The sequence below is a fragment of the Clostridium kluyveri genome (assembly GCF_001902295.1).
In the GTDB taxonomy this organism is placed as follows: domain Bacteria; phylum Bacillota; class Clostridia; order Clostridiales; family Clostridiaceae; genus Clostridium_B; species Clostridium_B kluyveri_B.
This window is the reverse complement of the sequence record NZ_CP018335.1, coordinates 569,624-587,656: the sequence shown is the minus strand read 5'-3', so window position 1 is coordinate 587,656 and position 18,033 is coordinate 569,624. Positions and strand designations below refer to the sequence as shown.

The window sequence follows — 18,033 nt, the reverse complement described above, 5'->3', positions numbered from 1 at the left end:
ACCCTCCTTTAAATAAATAAAGGAAACAAAGAGATTATCCTTGCTTCCTTATAAAATTCATTGCCTTATTTGCAAAACTTCTTGCTTCTTCTGTAGTGCCTTGCATCTTATCAACATTAAATTGAATACTATTATTATTTACAGTACTTCCTCCTGTATCCATCTGTAATTTCAATGGATTAAAATTACCTATACCAGCAAACCTATTATATACTTGATCCATTACATTTTTACTTAAAGCAGGAATGTCTGTTAAGAAACTGTGTAGATTCTCTCCTTGATCATAATTTAACATAGTTTCCGGTTTACCATTGCCACCATGTACCATTGCAAAACCTGTAAAATCAACTGTTCCACCATCTGCAAATCCTGTTGTATTTATAGGGTACTTTGTTAACTTCTTAGCATAATTTATAATATCTTGCTCCGTTTCTGTTCTATTCATGCCCCATAACCATGTGGCGTTAGCTTCTAAAGCTTCCGATATTCCATTCATTACTCCTACCCCACCTACAACTACATCATTAGATGTTAAATTCATTTTGCTTACATCTGTTGTGTCTATAAAACTATATCCAAAATTAGATAAATATTTCTTTGCATTTTCTAAATCCGTTCCACTAGCATAAACTGTTCCTTTATCATTAGATTTTTGTTTTATATATTCGTTTAATGTATTTTCATTATATTCTGATACTGTAGAATACTTACCATTAGTAGAATCAGCATACATTTGAATCATCTGTTCCGTTTTATATCTATCAGCACCAGTTAAATTAGTTGCTCCATTTAATAAATTAGAAGGAATAACTCCACCTAATGAAATATCACCCTTTTTAGGTGCCAAATCTGTAGTAGATACTAAATCAGTATCTACATACTTATATCCATCTGTCCCTAATATAGCTTTTGCATTTTCTAAATCTACTCCAGTACCATATACAGTTTTCACATCATTAGATGTAGTTATCTTAGTTGCATCTAAAGTTCCAAATTCATTTAATAAATTTTTAACTTCTTTTAATTGATCTATTAATTCCGTCTTTATTTTATTTCCTATAGCTGTTAAACCGTCACCAAATCTATCTTCAAAATTAATTAATGCTGTCTCTAAATCTATTTTATTCCCTTCAGAATCAACTAAATAACCATTTATTAATGCTTGTGAAGCTTGTTTATTTATTACTTCATCTGTATTAGATGCATCTATAGATTCGTTATACGATTCAATTAACTCTTCATAATCAGATTTAGCTTTATTTAATGCATCTTTTCTAGCTTCTATATTTTGATTTTGGGTATCTTCCCTTAATTTTTTATTTGCTTCATCTAATTCTTTTTGTATTTCTGACTTTTTTGCTTTTGCTTCTTCGTCATTCCTTAAATCTAGGGCGTTTAACTGTTTCTGTAATTCAATAACATTTGAAATATTTTCCTGATTAGTTTCATTATTCTGTAACTTCTTTTGTGCCTCATCTAATTTTTCAATTTCATCATCTATAGCATCAGTAAATAATTTCTTATTCTTTTCTAATTCTTCCTTATATATCTCATTATTCTTTTGAATAACCTGTTTTATTTTATCTGTTATTGTATTTGCCAATTCAGAAATTGAATTTTTAGTATCAACTACATTTTTTTCTAATTCACTTAAAGTTGTTTTTAATTCATCTAAATTACTATTTAATTCTTTAATTTTTTCACTAGATGTAATATCACCAGAAGTATATTGATAATTATTTAATTCCTTTATCGCTTCTGTAATCTCATTTATTTTTTGTTTAGTTTCTTCAACTTTCTGATTTTCTAACGATAATTTAATACTCAAATCAACTGTTGATTGATTTTCTAATCTACTCAATTCATTATCAATCATATCAAAAGTATCTTTAAATTTTGCTTCTATATTATTAATAACCCCATCTATCCAATTATTTATAGATTCTTTTATTGCTTCATTAGATTCTAATATAGAAGTTGTTAATTCAACACTTTTCTCCTGCATTTCTTGAATTGTAGCTTCATCATATAATTGATTTGAATTTTTTATTTGTTCATCAATATATACTTTTTCTTGTTGTAATACTTTTAGTTTATCATAATTATAATTTCTAATTTGTTTTAAATTCTCAATAGAATCCGCATTATTTTCTTTTTCTATTTTATTTTGAACTTCTAATTGTTGAATTTTATCATCATACTGTTTTGTCTCATTATCAAATTGAGTTATATTATCTTCATATATATTTTTATATATTTCTTTTATCTTTTGTTCTTTAGATTCTATACTATTTTCATAATCTAATACATTATTTTGGAATTCTTGACTAGCCGAAAGAGCATCAAGAACTTCTGTATCAGGAACTTCTAATTTACCATTACTATATTGACTTTCATATCCTAATACTTTATTAGCATATGAGGTACTTCCACCACCATATTCTCCAGTATTATATAATGCGATTCCTCTTTCTTTACCATATTTATTTATTAACTCTGCTAAATATTTAGTACCACCCATAATATTTTGATATGGATTAAAAGAATCTGTTACTCCTAATTCACTAGCTGTAGCATCCATCAATTGCATTAAACCTTTTGCTCCAGCAGAACTAATAGCGTTTGAATCCCATCCACTTTCTGTTTTTATTACTGCTGCTATTAAATTCTCTGCAACTCCAAATGTTTCACTTGCTTTCTTTATTATATCTGCATATGTAACATTTTGAGCAATTAATGAATCTACTGTAGAACTACTGGTATTTGATAAAACTCTTCTTGCACCTACATAATCACTTCTTGCACTTAAATCTGAAACTTTTATTACATCACCAGTTTTAGGTGCCTGTATATATTTACCTTCCCCTGCATATATTCCAACATGCCCTGGTGCTGAAGATGTTCCACTACTTTTAAAAAATACTAAATCTCCTTGTTGTAATTGACTTTTCTGTACAGGAGTTCCTTGTTTGAATTGTTCCTGTGATGTTCTATTTAATTCAACTCCTACACGACTGTATACATATTGTACAAGACCACTACAATCAAATCCACTTTGAGGAGATTCCCCACCCCATACATAAGGTGTCCCTAAATATTTCTCTGCTTCAACAACAACCTGTTTTGCTAATCCAGATCCACTTATCCCTGATATAGTAGATAAACTATTTGAATATTTATCAGCAGTATCTCTTGCTTCACCATATATATTAATTTGTTCTTTTAATAAAGATATCTCTTCTAACATAGCATCTCTACGTTTTTGACTACCTTTAGCTAAAGAATCTGTGTAATTTTCTTGTTTTTGTAAAAGATTGTCAATTACCTTTAATTGATACTCATATTGCTCCAATGCTTCTTTAACTGCATTTATTGTTCTTTCTTGTTTTTCTTGTGCTTCAGTATTTTCTTCAGTTTTTTGTTTATTTTTTTCTAATTCATCAGACAAATCACTTTCTGAATCTGTAGTTTTTATTACGGAATTAAATACATCATCTAATTCTTTTAATTTATTTTGTTCTGTTTTAGCTTCTCTAGAAGCTGCTGCTCCTGCCCTTGCAGCTTCTATACCTGACAATTCTTCATTTCCACCTTGTTTTGCAATATTTTGCAATTTTTCAGCTTCAATTTGATACATTTGCATTCTTTTTCTTATTTCTGAATATGCAACTGTAGTTTCATTCTCTTGCCAAACCATGCTTTCTTTAGCTTTTTCCATCTTAACTTTTGCACTTGTCTCTACTGTCTTATTTTCTTCTTTGAGCATTTTTATATTGGAATCTAATAATCCTGTATTAGTTATTATGGTATCACCTTCACTATCTCTAGTTATAACTAATCCTTTTATAGATTTAGATAAGCTTTCCGATAATTGACTCATTCTTTCTTTAGTTGTTGCATTCTTTTCTTCTTTACCATTTAATTCCTGATATTCATTTATTTCATCTATTATTGCATCATTTTTCTTTTTTTGTGCAGAAGCTTCGTCTTCATATTTTTGTAACATTTCTATATTTTTTAATTTGCTTTGTGCTTCTGACACCTTGTCCGTTGATACTCCTGCATCTTTTAATTCTTTATTTAAATCGGAAATTTGTGAATTAACATCTTTTAACTTATTAATATCTGCATTTTTTATAGCAGAATCAATACGTGGATCTCCTGTAGTTGGTTCATTATTTATTTTTTTTTCTAATTCTTGTTTTTGTTTTTGTAAAGTTTTAAGTTCATTTTGTTGTTTATTAAAAGGTTCTAAACTGCTTTTTAACTCTTCAGCACTATTATCTTTTATTGCTTGAGTTAAACTTTCATATGAAGTTTTTAATTCCTCAGTTTTTGCTTTTAATTCAGATTGTTTTTGTATATGTTTGCCTATTGCATATGTTGCAATTCCTAATGCTGCTATAAATAATGTTACAGGATTAGTAATCAATGTTACCATAGCTAGTTTTAAATCTTTGAAAGCCATTGATAATAAAGTAGTAGCACCTTTTGTTTCCAATATTGCTTGAGGTAATAATCTGAAATATGTTATAAAATTAGATGCAGACAATGCTTTGAAATTTTTAACTAATAATACTATAGTAGTAACTAATCCTGCTAATGCAAGTTTGGTGGTTTTACTTGATGTAGCTATATTATCCAAATAATTTATAAATGCAGTCATTCCCTTTAATGCAGAGTTAATGGTATCACTAGATATGCTGGCCTGATATAAAGATGATAAACTATTTGTAAAATCTTGAATTTTTGCTAGCGTACTCTCGTCATATATCTTATACTGTTTCTCAGCGTATCCCTGGGCTTGAGTTCCCAACTTATCATATTTTTCATTAACCTTGTCCATATTATTCATAAGAACTTGAAACTCTTCTGCGTGTTCAGTTCCTGCCATTGCCTTTGCTATTGCTGCCCTACCAACCTCATCTAAATCTCTCCATTTTTTAGATAATTCATCTATAACTGTTTCATAAGATTTAAATGTTTTCATATCAGATCTTATATCTATACCCGCATATGTTTTTAAGTCGCGGTTAACGTTGCTTATATCCTCGCCTGAGTAGGCATCAAAATCCTCGCCACCCTTTACGTTTTGAAATCTAGCAAACTGTGCAGCAAAACTTTGTCCTATAGAAGAAGCATTTTCCCTTGTGACTTCACTTACTGTGGAAATGTATGATAACAGATGATCAAAATCTACTTTTACACTTTGAGCCATGTTACTTGAACCTTGCATGGCTGTTGCGATTTCAGAAAAAGAACTAGCCGACTCATTGTCAGTTAATGTCAATTTATCAATAACACTCATTAATTCTTTAGCATCCTTGGTATTCATTTTAAATCCATTACTAATTGCTATTAATTGATCTGTTACTGTTTTACTGTCCTGTCCAGATAGAACACTGCCCATTGTTGCTGCTTTTACCAAATTTTTGGATTCTTCTATTGTAGATCCTGCACGTAAAAATTCTTCAGCACTATTTAAAACTTCACTTTGTTTTACATGCAACTCCTCAGCCAAATTTGTGTATTCCTTAGTAACCTGTTTAACTTCTTCTGCGTCCATCCCAGTTACCATCCTAAGATTTGTTTGACTTTTATTTACATCATTAACATTCTGAATCGCACTCTTTATTAAATTTATACCTTCATATACACCAACACTTGCAGCACTAAACTTAGCTAAGCTTTTTACAGATTCTAACATATTTGAAGCAAAGGTTTTATTGTTGGAGTTTAGAGTTTTAAGTCCAGTACTCATTTTATATAAACTTTTTGTATTTTCGTCTATAACAACTCTATATTTATAAGCAACTCCTGACCCTTCATCTACAATATAATTGACTGTTTTTAAATTATTTCCAAATCTATCTGTGGCATTATTTATGGAAGATATTGAAGCTTTTGCACCCGACATAGAGTTTATAAATTTTTCTATATCTGTAAAACTCGAACCCATGTTTATTCCAATATTATCGAAATCACCTAAATTTCTTCCTAACCCTTTAACTCTTTTTATTTCATCTGATAGTTTTTTTAATTTTTCTATTTCATCATCTATAGAATTTTTATCTGTTTTTAGATTAGTGGAATTATACAATCCTTGCAACTTTGTTTTTAAGCTATTAATTTTACTATCTGGTATTATACTGCCGAATTTAGATTTCAAAGAATTTAGGGACTTCTCATATCTATTAACAATATTTTCTACCTTTTTAAGATTCTGTTGTTGCTCTTTATATTCTTTTTCCAGATTTTTGTTAATTGCTTTTGCTTGATTTTGTTCAAGAATCTTATTCTCCTGTTCCCTTTTAGCTACTGTTTTAGCAATAGCTTCCTGAATTTTTTGCCTATCCTTATATTCTTGTTCTAAAGTTTTGTTTAAATTTTCCTGTTCTTGTTGCTGTCTTTTTAAATTATTTAAATCAGATTTATCTCTGGCTTTGGACATTAATTCAGTTAACTTTTGCTGGTCTTTAATCAAGTTAGTTGTTTCCGTAGATAATTTATCTATATTACCTTTAATAATGGAACTTGAATCTTCAAAATTATCCAGATTTAAAGAATTCAATTCTGATTGCATATTTTCTATTTTATTAGAATCAATCAACTTTGTATCTTTAATCGTATCTAATACACTTTGATATTTACTTTTAAAATTTTCTAATGAATTTACAACTTCATTAATATTATTCTTTTCTGTACCACTTAAAAAAGTAAATATTCCTTCACCAGAATTACCATATTTAAGTTGTCGAACTAAACCATTTACCTGTTCTAATTTAACAACAAATGATTCTAATTGTCCTTGGTCATCAAAATTTTGAGTAACTTTTATATTGCCTAATTTATTATACTCAGATATTATATTCTCAAAACTGCCTTGAATTTTAGATAATTCTTCTTTAGCTTTAACTGAGTCAAATTTTATATCTACAGGTTTAGTATTATTGGATAAAGAATCTAATATTACCCTCATGGATTCTATTTGGTTTTTTATATTATTATCATTTATCTTTAAAGAAATATTTTTACTCTCCAGTTGATTTTTTAGACGTTCAACTTCAGATATCAACTGCTGTTTACTTGCAGTATCTAAATTTATACGAATTCCATTAGCCATTGCGTTCCACCTTTCTTAATAATCATTTCCATAATTTTCTTTTAACTCTATTAGTTTATAAAAACATTCCATAAATTCGGGTGTTCTTTCAAAGGAATAAACAACTCCATTTTTTGTATTATATTTATAAAAGCTATACCCTAAATAAGATAGAGCCATAGCCATATACTTTTTATTAATATTAAAAGTAACCACTTTTTTTAAAACTCTCCTTTACAAAAATAAGAGCATCCCCCTTACAAAGAGGACACTCTATTGATATATGTATTGGTATATTAAGGTAATTCTTTTAAAGATTCAAATAGTATATCCTTAAAAATTTCATACTCATATAGATCCACCTTAATATCATCCATTGCTTTCCAATTAATATATATTTCTTCATTTATTTCATTTAATTTTCGTGCAACTTTGCGTTCTAATTCAAAATCATAAATTTTCTGTTTTTTCATCATGGCAATTTTACTTTTCCAATTAAAAATTCTCTCTAACTGCCTATCTAAATGTTTCTTTATTTTCTTTATCTGATACTTTCGGGGCAATAAGTCTTTTTGGTATATTTCATTAATAAGTCCTTCTATAAGAAGATTTGAAATTAAATTTTTATCATCTACTTTATATTTATAATTAAAAAATTCTTTTCCATCTTGTATTATTAAAATAATATATTGCCCATCAAATGTAACATCCATAAATTCCATAGTTTCGCCAGACAACACTATTTGTTGTGCGATATTCATAGCTCCCCTAATTTCTTTTAACATTTTATCTATTCCCATTCAATTTCTCCTTTTCCATATTTAATTTAATCTAAAAATAAGATAATTTTATGTAATACTTACCTGTCCATGCTTTTGTTAGAATCCTACCTTTTAACTCATCTTTTTTTAAATCATATTGATATTCAGTTAAACCAATATTTTTATAATTTTTTATTAATTTGAATCGATTTTTGGGCAAAACAAAAGACATATTAAATAATTGTTCTAACTCACCTAAAGGTAAAAGAGTTTCTAATATGCCATCCTTATTTACTTTTATATGTTCATACAGTTTTAGTTCTTTTGTTATATCTGAAAATTCGCTTTGTTTATGCTTCTCACATAATTCATATAGTTCATTTAATTCTAGTATATCCACTAGGTACCTTTTACAATTAGCTTTATTAAACCCATACATTTTAAATGTAGTGTCCACAGCCAATAATACCATTTTCGCTCTTTCACTTAGATAGCTTATATCTATGTTGTAATAACTTATAATTTGGAGTAGCACACTTCCACAATATTTGTAAAAATATGTATCACTACCAATTCGTTTAATATTATTAATGTTTGCAGAGTTTGGATTATAACTTTTGACGACATGATTTCCCCAGCAATTATATTTCACCATGTCCATATCTATACCCACAAGTTGCCTATCTTCTTTAACATATGTAATGTCTCTGTATAATGCTCCAAAATTATAGAAGTGTGTTATCTTATAACCTAATATCTTTTCTAGTAATAAACAACTAAAGAAACTGTCAAGGTCATCTGTAAGGCAACTATCATATTTAACTCCATCACTTACCCATGATGGATATTGCTTTTTTACTTTATCATTCATAATTGTTAGAAATTAATAGGTCTAATCTCTAACTCTTCTTCATATGTGTTATTTAATTTTTATACTTTTTTGTAATCATCAATTATTTATTCACTCTTATCTACTCCCAAAAAGAAGAGTAGAATTAAGCACTATCAATCTTCAAAATTTCACACCTTCCTAAAAATTTACTAAATTTCTTTTCCATTTCTCTCATCTCTAATTCCTCCTAATTCCCCAATGGATCAATTATATCTTCTGTTTCTTCTATATTCTCCTTTGGTCTTTTCTTCTCTTGGGCTATTTTATATATAGCATTCAAATATTTAGTACATTGCTCACTGGAGTAATAATGTTTACCATTTTCAACCATACTTATGTAATTTTTACTTACACCCATTATGTCTCCAATTTCTTTTTGTGTAACATTATTTAACAATCTTACCAACTTCATTTTTTCGGCACTTAACAATTTAATATCACCTCCTACTACTTAAATCCTTTATTTGGATCAGTAAAGCTTTAATTATATCTTCTTTTATCCTTAATTTTATTTCTAATTCATTTAGCAATTGTTCAACTTCTTTTTTTGTATATGTTTGTTTATCCAATAGAAAACCCCTTTACATTAAAATAGGGACACTAAGTCCCCCTATTTTAAATATATATGTATTAGACAATTGTCTTCTTTAACATTATTATGCCATCATCTTTAATTTGCTTAACTGCGTAAATATATGTTCCGACAACAAAGCTACAATGTAATTTTTCTTCCCTTTGCTCTTTTATGTCAATAGATTTCTTCTCCATATAAGCTAAAGAATTTTTCTTAATAATAAATGTTTTACATTCATTTGTTGCAGAATCATAATTCCCATTATTGGCATGAAATACTGGTATTCCTCTAAAATAGCCAATCATACCATTTCTAACAATTCCATTACCATTAGTATTATAAGTTTTATTGACATCCACAAATTCTTCCATGGAGTAAAAGGAACTGTCTAGTATGGAGTTTATAACGATGCCCCCAAATTCTTCCACGTCATTTTCGTCCCCAAATAAAGCCAACGCTTCGTTTAATTCATTGGCTGTGATTGCTTTACCATCGGCAGTTGCATATTTTAAAGAGGTATTTGATGCTTCTTCTATCAAATCCTTATCCAATTTCCTAGCAAATATTAACGCCTGTTGAGAAGATGCCTCCTCAATCTGATTTCCAATAACTGTAATGTTCTCTATGTCGTAAATTTTTGCTATGTGATCTATCATTTTTATAGTAGCAGTGCTGTCACTTTGATCTAAAGAGTAGATGGGACTCTCTACGCCCTTAACTACTTCATTGGCCTCTCCCATCATCTTGAATTTTGGAAAATGAATAGTTTCTCCAACTGTAGTGTTTTTTAAATCGCCTAGAGCTGTAGCCAACCTAGCCACTTTTATATTTCCCTCAAACTTCTCTCTTGTTATTTTACTGTATATTTCTGGTATTATTAATGCCATATAAATATCTTTCCTTCCTTAATTAATTTTTTATATAAAAAAGAGCATTAGCTTCAATCTAATACTCTCTTATTGACTTAATTTTTCATACAAATCTTTATTACTATTAAACAAATTTAACCTTTCCATATAACCCATATTATTAAATTGTTCTTTTGTTATAGATATATCTGTACTTTTATGCCCATCTGGTTTAAAGCTTCCAGCAATTTTATTTTCAGTTAAAATCTTTTGCAGATTACTAATTTCATCACCTAACTTTTCATCTTCAACATCATATAAATATTTTCCAAACTCTTTAGGTAAACCTTGTTCTTTAAGCTGGTTTACAATATTCATCACCTTTTCTTTTTTTGAGATCTCTTTCTCTTTATCTTCAAGGAGTTTTAACCTCTTCTCAAGTTCAAGTTCAGCTTCACTTTTATTCTTTGGCTTGTACTTTACTAATTCATCCTCTAAAGCTTTCAACTTTTTACCATATTCAGTATGTACTTTATCTGTTTCAGTTTTAGTTATTTTAGCTAAATTCTCTTTGCTAATATAATCCTTAAATCCTTCTTTTCCCTTATTAACCTCTTCTGTAATATGTCCTTTCAACTCCGTCATTTGCTCTGTTGTTAAATTCAAACTTGTTAAATCCATTAATATGTACCCCTTTCAATCCTTAATTATTATTTTTATTTTCTATTAATAACTGTAGTTTTGCCATTTGCTTTAATAAATCACGCTTTTTATCGCCATTTTCCTCTGCAATATATTGTTCCTCTAACTTTGTTAACCTCTCTTCATTAGATAGTTTACCTTCTTCAATTTTCTCTTTCAATTCTTCTGGCAATTTACTTATACTTTCAGTTAATTCTTTATTTGTATTGTCTATATTTTCCTTAAATTTATTAAACCTTTTTACTAGGTTTATAAAGCTTTTATTTATTTCATCAACAAATGTAATAAATTGGTCATTTGGTGGGTAAGCCAATATTTCTTGGAAATCTTCGAAAGAAATATCCTTATCTACGTCTGTTAAAATATCTATTAATTTATAAGTCACTTCTTCATAATTATCTTCCTCGTTAATTTTTATAGATTTAAATTCCTCTAACAATTTTTTGCTAATTGGATGAAACTTTATTTTTTCTTGTAATACTGGCTCCACAATCCTACTCTCTTCCACACCTCTATCATTTACAAAAAATTCTAACTGTCTGTCCTGCATAAAACCACTTAATTTCATCAACATAACCTCCTAATAATTTAAAATAAATTCTTTTAATTTGCTCAATTTTTCTATTCCCAACCTTCGATTATCCTTTGCTAAATGTGCCACATCATATCTAGTAATTCCTGCCTTATCAGCAATAAATTGATATGTAACACCCTTATCCTTTTTTAGATAGATAATCTTCTCTCTTATAAACTGTCTGACACCATCTTCCATTCAACTCCCTCCTTACTTGTGCTTAAACACTTTTTTAAACAGGCATTTAACTAAGTTCTATAATATAAGCTATAATCATTTTGTGCTTTTAAAAAAATAATAAAAACTATTTTAAGTTATTGTCAAAAAATAGCAAATGACTTCTTCCATAGGATATTACTTATATGTAATACAGGTAAAATTTATCTACCTTTCAGTTTAACTGCTACAAAATTAGCTTGTTTTCATTACTTTTGGAGGAAGGTGGCTCTGCCCCACATAAACAAGCAAATTGCTGCACAAATCAAATTATTTAAATTTAAAAAAAGAACTATATAAATAGTTCAATTTAGCCATCTAATTTGTGGATAACTAAATTCAGCTATTTATAATTTGGACTAGAGAAAAAATCCCCTAGTCCAATAGAGAAAATATGAAGAAAATAAAAACAATATAAATTAAAGTTGTTGACATTATACTAATTTATATGTATAGTATAATGGGATTTATTTATACTAAATTAAAAAAATAATGAAAGGGAATACAAATACTAACCGTATACAAGCTTTCTTTCGAGACAATATTGGTTAACCTTCCCACCATATCCCCTTCCTATTAGTCACCAATTTTAAGTCAAAAAAACATTATCATATTAATGATTTTAAAAAATGGATGTCCACAAAATTACAAAAAACACCCATTTTTTTCTAAAACTATTATTTACTTTTTTTTAAATACTTCTAAAAACATTTCATTGTTGTATTTATATAAAGCATTAAGCAAATCTAATTTATATTTACATTCTACTGTTCCATCAAATACCTTATATATTATTGTATATATTGTTTCTGCTTTAATCTTATACTTCTTAATATTATTCATACCTTTGTTTTTAACTGTATCTAATCTATTATACATTTCTTTCTGTTCTTCTTTATCATCAGAATTATATTTGCTTCTAATATGTTTAACTTCTTTTGTCATATCATTAATATTTTTTACTAAAGCATTAACTTGCCTTGCTTTTACTTTTTTACGATCAATATCTTTTAATAATTTATTAAACTCAATCTTGGTTTTTGTATTATAATTTGCTTTTTTTATTTTATTAAGTATATTTTGTAAATAATCCATTGCTGTATCATAATGTATAATATTATTTTGTATATTATCATTTTGGCTTACATACTCGAAGAATAAAGGTTTTTTAGCTTTTAAAAGATTAGTTTCGGTTAAATATTTTATTTGTTCTTCAATATTTATATCAAAGGTTCGTTTAGCAGAATCAATACAAACTTCTGAAAGTATTGTTGCGATATCTATACCTTGTAATAATTTATTTAATTTTTCTTTATCTGTGCAACCATTATTAATTTCATCCCAATATGTAGACATATATAAAGCTCCAGCATTAACTACAGTTCCAATATTTCGCTGGCTTGTTGCTAATTTATTATCAATGGTTGCCATACAATCTAAATTTACACTGTATGGAGTTGTATCTTTAGCAACACCATTTACACATACTCTATAATTAGATTCTTCACTTCCAATATAACATTTTTTAGCATTTTTTAATAAACAATCTGAATTGAATAAAATTAATGAATCGGAGTCTACGTCTTGGCCTGATAATATTCTGTTTAATGGAAAATCTACTGCATTTGCATAAATTATATTATCTGTGAAATTGAAATACTGTTTAATAAATTCATTATCTTTATTTATTAGAATTAATACATTACTTTGTGCTGTATTTGGATTTCTAAAGGCAACATATTCATCATTAAATGGATGCAAGGTAGTATAACACTCATTTTTCTTTAGAATCATATTATTGTCCCATGCTTCTAGATTTAATATGTATATATAATCACCCTTCTTAGTTTTTATTTTATTTACTGGAAGTTTACCAATGGCATGATATAATAATTCTTTTCCATTCTGCATAATAGTTAAATAATCTCCAGGTAATCTAATCTTACCTTTTTTTACATGTTCTTTATATTTTTGTATATCTTTAGTCCTTTTATTTCTAAATATTTCTGTATTCATAATTTTATTATTTCTACTATATAAATCTACAAACATTTCATTAGAGTTCATTTCATTAGCATTATCCTGTAAATATTGTATATATGTAAAAATATCATTTTTTAATCTACTAATATAATTAACTTCAAATCGGCTTAACTCCTTCATATCATTAAGCTTTATAGGCATACTATTTAACATCTGGTAACTTGTTTGATTAATTATTTTTCCTTCTTTATCATATCCCCTTTTACTTTCATGTTCACTTTTACAAATAAAAAATATATTATCGTCTTTATTCACTTTATATTTCCAGTGATTCCACATCTTCAATGTACTGCCTTTTACATTTTCAAATTTTAGGAATTTTAATGAATTAGGAGTTGATATATATAAAATATCTTTTGCAAATATATATTCTCCAAACATATCTTTTAATTTCCAATCATTATAATTAATATCTTTAGGACAATTATATTTTAAAAATTTTTGAATATTCGTATTAAAAGCACAGGATTTAAACATATGATGCCTGAGTAAAACCATACCTTGATTTTCTCTATTAATAGATTCCATTAAACTAATATCAATCAGGGATTCCCCATCAAATATATCATTTTTCATTAAATAATTATCTACAGGATTACTTACTAAATGTCCAGTATCATCCTTCTCTACTACATTACAATTAATGTAGAATTGGCTTATTACATCACTTACTACAAATATATTTTTAGTATCTATTTTTATTGTTGCTTCTGACCCTGAAGATATCAAACTTTCATATGCTAATAAACTCGGAAAATTTATATCATTTCTATTATCTAAATTCATACCTAATCTCATATATTTAACAATCTTATCTCTAATATTTTCTTTAACAAATAATACTTGTCCAGTTCTAGATTTTGCTGACGACCTTGACATTACAACATATTTAATTTTTTTAATTTCTCCAGTTTTCTTATTTTTATTTGTAATAGTAACTCCATCTCTATATAATATTTTTCTTAGTTTGTCTACATTATAAAGATGTGGTTTTCTCATATCATTAATCCTATTTTCTTGTTCAATAATTATCTTATCTTTTTTAATTATACTATTGTCAATCTTGTTTAATAATTTTTGTATTGCATCACCTGGTGTCTTTTGTAATTTTTTATCATATTTATTTCTTAATCTTTTTAATTTTGTTCTATATTTTTTATTAAAATTATATAACACAACCAAACTATTGTATTCATTATTATTGAATAATTGTCCAGTATTATCAACACTCCATTCAAATTTAACATTTATTACCTCTCTACTTAATAATTTATCAGGATTTATTTTTGTTGTAAAAGTTTTTATACCTAATGCTTGTAATTTATTCAAATGTCTTGAGAAAGGTAACATACCACAAAAATTATTTTTTAAATATCTACCCTTGTTCATATGTTCCCATAATACTGCACCTTCAAAAGAATTTATATATATATTTCTATTTTCCATTATTAATTATTCCCCCTTATAACGTGTATCTCCCTGCGACACATCAATTAAATTTTTGTTTCATCAATCTATATATATCTAATTTTTTCATTTTTAAGAATCTAGTAATATCAACACTTCAGAAAGTCCATTTCTAAAAAAAATCGCATTTAAGGCACCTAATTTTTGAATAAGTGGAATTGTATACCTTAGAATTTAACATGGCTTAAAATGGCTCTATGAAAGTTTAAATTGTTTGTTAGTGGCCTCCTGTGGGACAGTAACAAAATTATAAATAAAAAGGAATTAAGTGAGAAATATTTACCATCCGATATACAAACATATAGTAATATTGCTTCTTTTACAGTACCCGACAATGAAGTTTTTGTTTTAGGTGATAATAGACCTAATAGTTATGATAGTAGATATTTGGGTAGCATTCCTATAAGTAGAATTAAAGCTAAAATGCTTTGTGATATAAATAATATTTTTAGATAGGATAATATATAAATTTTCCTCTATATAGTACTTTTAGAAAGTACCAAACCTTTTCTGGCGTTCTGTCTTTGCTCCGTAAACTACGCAAAGTCAGAACACCAGAGTTTATCTTATTTAATTTTTTGGTACATTTCCTTATATATTATATATAAGAGATTGTACTATTTTTTTATGAAACCTTTTTATAAGTACCATTTTTATCAGTTCTATATTTATTGAATAATTTTATAAAATAATTATTTTTTCTCTTAAGGTTATTTACATCATCTCTACTAAGTCCAGTTTTTTCAACTATATTCTTAATTTTTAATATTTCACCAATTTTCCATTCATTAATAATAAAATTTTTTAATATTTGTGCCTTGTCTCCGTTTGCTCTACTATCAATCTTACTTTCTTTAAAACATTCTAATTTTTCTCTTATCATATTAACAGTACATCTAGGAAATATCTGTTTAATCATTTCAACTAATATTCCATTACATTGAAAACAGTGGATAATTATATTGTTATTACAATCATATTGCCTTAAATTAGTTCTAAATATCTCTTGTACAAAATCGGTCAGCATACTATAATTCTTATACAACCTCATCTCATCAGAATCCTTATTAGTTAATTTATCAATTAATACTTCGGCCTTATCTATATCAGCACAATCTTCAAATATTTTATTTAAATATTCTTGATTATAATTAGTGGATAAATATCTTGTAATATATTCGTAGTCGGGTAAGTTATTCCATCCAAACTGAACCATTTGAGTACAATCTTTAGCTTTATTACTCCCTTTTGTATTTCCAAAATAAAATAATGTATCCTCATCGAAGGTTATTATATTAGCTTTACTTAAACATTTCTTGTTAATTGTTATATTAGGATTGTTTTTGATTTCTCTTAACATAATTTTTGCTTTTTCTGAATAAGTAACAATATAAGTATTTTCCTTACTAATTGTATTCAAAAATTTAGAACATGCACTTATAAGATAATTCTTATTATTAAATTCAGTTTTATTAAGTTTGTTACTCATGTAAAAATTAAAGGTTAAATTTTCAAATGTTCGTGGATTTTCTATATCTACAAATCTAATAATATCTTCATTGGAGTAGTCCTGATCTATTAAGGCAGTAGCATCAAATATTACAGTTTTAAAATTCTCACTTATTAAATTCTTCATGCCTAATGTATTAATAAATATACTATTTTTTTTAGTATTACAATATAACCCGCCTTTAGTTAATACTGTATGAATATGTCTTAATTCATTTTTAAATTTACTTCCTATACATTCTTTCCATAAACTAGTGAATTCAATATCATTTAATAAGATAGGAGAATTATTTACATTACTTATTAACATTCTTTCATAAACTTCATAATCCTTAAATTTAGCTTCTACAATATTACATATATTTGTCCATTTATCTATAAGTAATCTTCTTTTGTCCTTATCACTTATTTTATAAATTTCATTTTTTATTTCATTAAGTATTTTTATATTAACCATAAATGTATCTCTCATTGGTGGTTTCTCATCATTAATTCTCAATGTTCTACTTTTCTTTTCTCCATTTTTATCCTTATATGTAGAATACATATCTACACTTTCACCACATGTTTGTAATCTTGCATTTGTAATCAATAGTATAGGAGAATAGATTTGTTGATATTTTTGTTTTGATATTTTACATTCTCCAAAATAAGGACAATTTTCTTCACTACACATTCCTATTTCATATACCTTTATATCTTTATTTAAGCATACTCCACGCTCATAACTATCTTCTTTCCAACCTTCTAATATATATGTAAAGGACGTTTTATATTCTTTTTTATCTTTTGTTTCAATTTTATAATATCCCATTAAATCTTTTATGCTATTATGTAATTCATAAAGCTGCTCGATTTTATCCGTTACTATAATTAATCCATCTTCATATTTATTATTTTTATATGCCTTACAGATTTCTTCTAAAAATACCTGGGTAATCGTGGATTTTCCAAAACCACATGGAGCTGGTATGACTGGTATTGTATTTACATCTTTTAATTTTCCTAATAATATTTTAGCTGTTTTTTTGGCAAATTCTTTTTGTGAATCAGTTGCAACCAGTCCCCTCTTAGTAAATAGATTTATGTATCCATTAGTTATATTATTAGCTATATTGTTACTATCGCTATCCAATAAAACTAAATCATCAGTTTCGTATATAGTTTTTATTAAATTTGTTTCCCAATATGTATAGTTACTTTCATCTAAATATACATTTCCATTAGCATCAATTATTTCATCATATTTTCTTTTATATTCTAATTCATTTATTAAACTTATCTTCCTCATTAATCTCCCCCTCACCTTATACTCTTAGTATGCAAACTTCCTCCAGAATCTTAT

Annotated in this window: 13 protein-coding genes; 1 reads left to right on the top strand and 12 read right to left on the bottom strand. The window is 27.0% G+C overall.

The features are described from left to right. Positions 1 to 34 precede the first annotated feature (34 nt). The 11 genes from BS101_RS22245 to BS101_RS03100 form a co-directional block, all read right to left on the bottom strand. A complete protein-coding gene (locus BS101_RS22245; RefSeq protein WP_083585636.1) occupies positions 35 to 7,123 on the bottom strand; it encodes a phage tail tape measure protein in 7,089 nt (2,362 codons plus the stop codon). A 15-nt stretch (positions 7,124 to 7,138) separates the two neighbouring features. Next, positions 7,139 to 7,318, bottom strand: a complete 180-nt coding sequence (locus BS101_RS03140; protein ID WP_073537494.1) for a hypothetical protein — start codon at positions 7,316 to 7,318, stop codon at positions 7,139 to 7,141. An 80-nt stretch (positions 7,319 to 7,398) separates the two neighbouring features. Further along, positions 7,399 to 7,902, bottom strand: a complete 504-nt coding sequence (locus BS101_RS03135) for a hypothetical protein (protein ID WP_073537492.1) — start codon at positions 7,900 to 7,902, stop codon at positions 7,399 to 7,401. A gap of 31 nt (positions 7,903 to 7,933) precedes the next feature. Continuing rightward, positions 7,934 to 8,734: a hypothetical protein gene (locus BS101_RS03130; RefSeq protein ID WP_073537491.1), complete on the bottom strand. Its 801-nt coding sequence runs from the start codon at positions 8,732 to 8,734 to the stop codon at positions 7,934 to 7,936. Between the two features lie 208 nt (positions 8,735 to 8,942). Further along, the gene (locus BS101_RS03125) at positions 8,943 to 9,185 is read right to left on the bottom strand and encodes a helix-turn-helix domain-containing protein (protein WP_073537490.1); all 243 of its coding nucleotides are present in this window, start codon (positions 9,183 to 9,185) and stop codon (positions 8,943 to 8,945) included. A 7-nt stretch (positions 9,186 to 9,192) separates the two neighbouring features. Then, entirely contained in the window at positions 9,193 to 9,324 is a 132-nt protein-coding gene (locus BS101_RS24175; RefSeq protein ID WP_278335275.1) for a hypothetical protein, read from the bottom strand. A gap of 61 nt (positions 9,325 to 9,385) precedes the next feature. Next, a complete protein-coding gene (locus BS101_RS03120; RefSeq protein ID WP_073537488.1) occupies positions 9,386 to 10,216 on the bottom strand; it encodes a hypothetical protein in 831 nt (276 codons plus the stop codon). Between the two features lie 69 nt (positions 10,217 to 10,285). Further along, positions 10,286 to 10,858, bottom strand: coding sequence for a hypothetical protein (locus tag BS101_RS03115; protein ID WP_073537487.1), 573 nt, complete (start codon positions 10,856 to 10,858; stop codon positions 10,286 to 10,288). A 22-nt stretch (positions 10,859 to 10,880) separates the two neighbouring features. Beyond that, entirely contained in the window at positions 10,881 to 11,447 is a 567-nt protein-coding gene (locus BS101_RS03110) for a hypothetical protein (protein ID WP_073537486.1), read from the bottom strand. A 12-nt stretch (positions 11,448 to 11,459) separates the two neighbouring features. After that, positions 11,460 to 11,651 (bottom strand): hypothetical protein, encoded by a 192-nt coding sequence (locus tag BS101_RS03105; RefSeq protein WP_073537484.1) that lies wholly within the window; start codon positions 11,649 to 11,651, stop codon positions 11,460 to 11,462. Between the two features lie 699 nt (positions 11,652 to 12,350). After that, complete coding sequence (locus BS101_RS03100) at positions 12,351 to 15,158, bottom strand: hypothetical protein (RefSeq protein ID WP_073537483.1); 2,808 nt, start codon at positions 15,156 to 15,158, stop codon at positions 12,351 to 12,353. 231 nt (positions 15,159 to 15,389) lie between these two features. Here BS101_RS03100 and lepB point away from each other — a divergent pair, with 231 nt between their 5' ends. Beyond that, positions 15,390 to 15,635 carry a signal peptidase I gene (lepB, locus tag BS101_RS03095; RefSeq protein ID WP_073537482.1) on the top strand — a complete coding sequence of 82 codons (246 nt, stop codon included), beginning with the start codon at positions 15,390 to 15,392 and terminating at the stop codon, positions 15,633 to 15,635. A gap of 169 nt (positions 15,636 to 15,804) precedes the next feature. On the opposite strand, the gene BS101_RS03090 is transcribed toward lepB, so the two are convergent. Beyond that, the gene (locus BS101_RS03090; protein WP_073537481.1) at positions 15,805 to 17,979 is read right to left on the bottom strand and encodes a hypothetical protein; all 2,175 of its coding nucleotides are present in this window, start codon (positions 17,977 to 17,979) and stop codon (positions 15,805 to 15,807) included. Between the last annotated feature and the right edge of the window lie 54 nt (positions 17,980 to 18,033).

Excerpts from the sequence above, each read along its gene's own strand:
- BS101_RS22245 (WP_083585636.1), bottom strand. The coding sequence starts at position 7,123 with ATGGCTAATGGAATTCGTATAAATTTAGATACTGCAAGTAAACAGCAG.
- BS101_RS03135 (WP_073537492.1), bottom strand. The coding sequence starts at position 7,902 with ATGGGAATAGATAAAATGTTAAAAGAAATTAGGGGAGCTATGAATATC.
- BS101_RS03130 (WP_073537491.1), bottom strand. The coding sequence starts at position 8,734 with ATGAATGATAAAGTAAAAAAGCAATATCCATCATGGGTAAGTGATGGA.
- BS101_RS03120 (WP_073537488.1), bottom strand. The coding sequence starts at position 10,216 with ATGGCATTAATAATACCAGAAATATACAGTAAAATAACAAGAGAGAAG.
- BS101_RS03115 (WP_073537487.1), bottom strand. The coding sequence starts at position 10,858 with ATGGATTTAACAAGTTTGAATTTAACAACAGAGCAAATGACGGAGTTG.
- BS101_RS03110 (WP_073537486.1), bottom strand. The coding sequence starts at position 11,447 with ATGAAATTAAGTGGTTTTATGCAGGACAGACAGTTAGAATTTTTTGTA.
- BS101_RS03105 (WP_073537484.1), bottom strand. The coding sequence starts at position 11,651 with ATGGAAGATGGTGTCAGACAGTTTATAAGAGAGAAGATTATCTATCTA.
- BS101_RS03100 (WP_073537483.1), bottom strand. The coding sequence starts at position 15,158 with ATGGAAAATAGAAATATATATATAAATTCTTTTGAAGGTGCAGTATTA.
- BS101_RS03090 (WP_073537481.1), bottom strand. The coding sequence starts at position 17,979 with ATGAGGAAGATAAGTTTAATAAATGAATTAGAATATAAAAGAAAATAT.